We start from the raw sequence: 2,874 nt of genomic DNA on the forward strand, positions 1-2,874 counted from the left end.
GACGCCTGACGCGCGCCAAGTCGCTTGTCGGCAGTTGCCCGTCTGTCTCGGCAGCGATACCCAGTAAACCGCCCAGCTGTGTGCCTAATCGGTCTTCTATTGTGGAACCCATATCTCCTTCCTCGTGCAGACTAAAAAAGCTCGCTGTGGGCGAGCTTCCTGCATCTTCTTATTTACGCGTTAAAAGCTCAGCCCTTGCGACCTTCCACTAGTAGAATAAAGTGAATGTTTTGCTGCTGAACTTGCATGGCAACTATGTTAGCTGATGTAAGCATAAATGGCAAGTCTGATTGACCGGGAGGCACGCGCACGCTACAATCATAAGCGTTATCAAAGCTATAGCTTAAAATACTACAAGGAAAAGATATGGCAGCTACCAAACGAAAGGTGTCATCAAAGAGAAAAACGGCGGCCAAACCGTCAATTAGACAAAAATTGCTCTCTCACACCGTCCTCCTGCCGGTTACCTTTATCGTTATGTTCGGTTTAACAGGGGTCTACGCACTGACATCGAGCAGCGCAGCTAGGTTTAACTATCACTACTTCTATGCTTGCGGCGGAATATATGCAGGACCAAGCACCAAATCTATCCCCTATGGAGAGCTCTGTCAGGGCTGGCACGCAGTTCTGGGTCAATATTGGTGTCCGAACCGCCCAGACTCTGAGGTGCATGACGGCAAGTACTATAACGATTGGTGGATTCAGCTTGCCTATCACTCTAAGGGCTACATCAATGACGTTTACGCCAGTGGCGGCAACAACAACAGCCCCGTCCCGGGCGTTGAAGCGTGGTACAGTTGCCCGACTACTCTAATGTAGTAAAGATTCGATCCGTAAATCAAACAGCCACCCAATTGGTGGCTGTTTTAGCTCTGGGAGTTATCTTCTTAAAGAGAGCTGACGTCAATGCGGACACCTGGCCCCATCGTACTGGCTATGTAGATGGTCTGAAGATAGACGCCTTTGACGCTGGCAGGTTTAGCGTCCTGGATGACTTTGATGAGAGCCTGGGCGTTCTCAAGAAGCTGGGGTTCCTCAAAGCTCACCTTGCCGATGGCTTGGTGAACGATACCCTGCTTGTCAACGCGGAATTCAACCCGACCAGCTTTGGCGAGCTTAACGGCATCAGCCACCTTGGCTGAAACAGTGCCGCTCTTTGGGTTTGGCATGAGGCCACGTGGACCGAGCAACTTGGCGTATTTGGCGAGTCTGGCCATCAGCTGCGGAGTGGCAATCAGAATATCAAAGTCGATCTGCTCCTTATCGAGCAGTTGGAGGAAGTCTTCCTCGCCAACGATATCAGCGCCTGCTTTCTTGGCTGCCTCATGCTGGTCTGCGGGAGCGAAGACAGCAACGCGGGTCGTCTTACCGGTACCATGTGGCAGGTTGACAGTGGCGCGAATGTTCTGATCTGCGTGCCGTGGGTCGACACCAAGTTTAATGTGAAGTTCAACCGAACCGTCAAATTTGGTGGTTGAAGTACCTTTGGCAAGTCCAACTGCCTCTTTGAGGTTGTAACTCTTGCTAGAATCTATTTTCTTAGCGGCCTCTTTGTACTTCTTTGAACGACGCTCGCTCAAAGGGCGTGTCTTTGGAGTCGGGCCACGTGTCTCAATACTGGCTTTCTTGTCTTCCTTCTCGACTTTCTCTTCGGCCTCTGCCTTGGCACGGCGGGCTTTCGGCCCGGCTTTAACTGGCTTTTCGACCTTCTCTTCTGCAACTTCGACCACTTCCTCTGGCTCGCTTACGGGAGCTTGGGTGATCTCTTCTTCTGTCGTTTTAACTTCCGCTTCTTCAGCGGCTTCTGCTTTTCTTGCAGCTTTCTTTTCAGCCATAACAACTCCTTTGTGGTGCAAGCGGCTTTTTAAGCCTCCCACGTCTTACATTATCGACTATTTGTCCCAGTCAACCTCAATACCCATGCTGCGGGCGGTACCGGCGACAACCTTCATGGCGCCGTCAATATCGTTGGCATTGAGACTGCCAAGTTCCATCTTCTGCTTGGCAATTCCCTCGAGCTGGCTCTTGGTGATCTTACCGACTTTGTCGCTGTGCGGCTTACCAGAGCCCTTATCGAGACCGATTGTCTTGAGGATCATCTCATCTGTTGGGGTACCTGTGATCGTGAAGCTGAATGTTCGGTCTTCAAAGATCTTGATCTTAACACCGACGTTCTGCCCCATCATGTCCTTGGTCTTCTCATTGAATGGGTTGATGAAGTCCATCATGTTAACCCCGTACTGACCGAGGATAGAACCGACGGGCGGCGCGGCACTGGCTCGTCCACCCGGGACGCGCATCTTAATGTTCGCAACTACTTTTTTCTCTGTCTGTGCCATGATTTCAAATACCTATTATACTGTAATTTACTTCTGTTAACAAGGGTAGTTAGACTTTTTTGACCTGCAAAACGTCGAGTTCAACCGGTGTTTCGCGACCGAACATACTAATCAGCACCTTGAGCTTGCCCTTTTGAGAGTCGATCTCGCTGATTGCGCCCTCAGACCCCTTGAACGGACCGTCGACCACGTTGACTACTTCGCCCTGTGCGAAGTCGATGCGATGCTTCGGCTCTTCGACGCCCATACGACGCTTGATCTTGTTGATCTCATCTTCTGAGATAGGCGTCGGTGTTGTACCTGAACCAACGAAACCGGTCACACCTGGAGTGTTCCGGACGATATACCAGGCATCCTCACTCATCCTGATCTCGACCAGGACGTAACCCTGGAAGATCTTCTTCTCGACCACTCGTCGCTTGCCGTTTTTGATCTCGATCTGCTTCTCTTTGGGGACAAGCACGTTGAATATCTTGTCAGCCATATCAAGCGACTCAGCTCGCTGCTTGATAGCCTCTCGCACCTTCTCCTCGTA

General features: G+C 50.9%; 4 protein-coding genes. 1 reads left to right on the top strand and 3 read right to left on the bottom strand.

Annotation, left to right across the window (positions count from 1 at the left end; genetic code table 11):
• Nucleotides 1–366 precede the first annotated feature (366 nt).
• Nucleotides 367–819, top strand: coding sequence for a hypothetical protein (locus VGS28_00965; protein ID HEV2412357.1), 453 nt, complete (start codon nt 367–369; stop codon nt 817–819).
• Nucleotides 820–887: 68 nt separating this feature from the next.
• Here the strand turns inward: VGS28_00965 and rplA are convergent, their stop codons facing one another.
• The 3 genes from rplA to nusG all read right to left on the bottom strand — a co-directional run.
• Nucleotides 888–1,580, bottom strand: coding sequence for a 50S ribosomal protein L1 (gene rplA / locus VGS28_00970; protein HEV2412358.1), 693 nt, complete (start codon nt 1,578–1,580; stop codon nt 888–890).
• Nucleotides 1,581–1,892: 312 nt separating this feature from the next.
• Complete coding sequence (rplK, locus tag VGS28_00975; GenBank protein HEV2412359.1) at nt 1,893–2,339, bottom strand: 50S ribosomal protein L11; 447 nt, start codon at nt 2,337–2,339, stop codon at nt 1,893–1,895.
• Nucleotides 2,340–2,388: 49 nt separating this feature from the next.
• On the bottom strand, nt 2,389–2,874 hold a 486-nt coding region (gene nusG / locus VGS28_00980), incomplete at its 5' end, for a transcription termination/antitermination protein NusG (protein HEV2412360.1).

It is taken from the genome of Candidatus Saccharimonadales bacterium (assembly GCA_035945435.1).
Taxonomy (GTDB): Bacteria; Patescibacteriota; Saccharimonadia; order Saccharimonadales; family DASZAF01; genus DASZAF01.

What these genes read in the sequence shown, in the direction of transcription:
- rplK (HEV2412359.1), bottom strand. Translation starts at nt 2,339, where the DNA reads ATGGCACAGACAGAGAAAAAAGTAGTTGCGAACATTAAGATGCGCGTC.
- VGS28_00965 (HEV2412357.1), top strand. Translation starts at nt 367, where the DNA reads ATGGCAGCTACCAAACGAAAGGTGTCATCAAAGAGAAAAACGGCGGCC.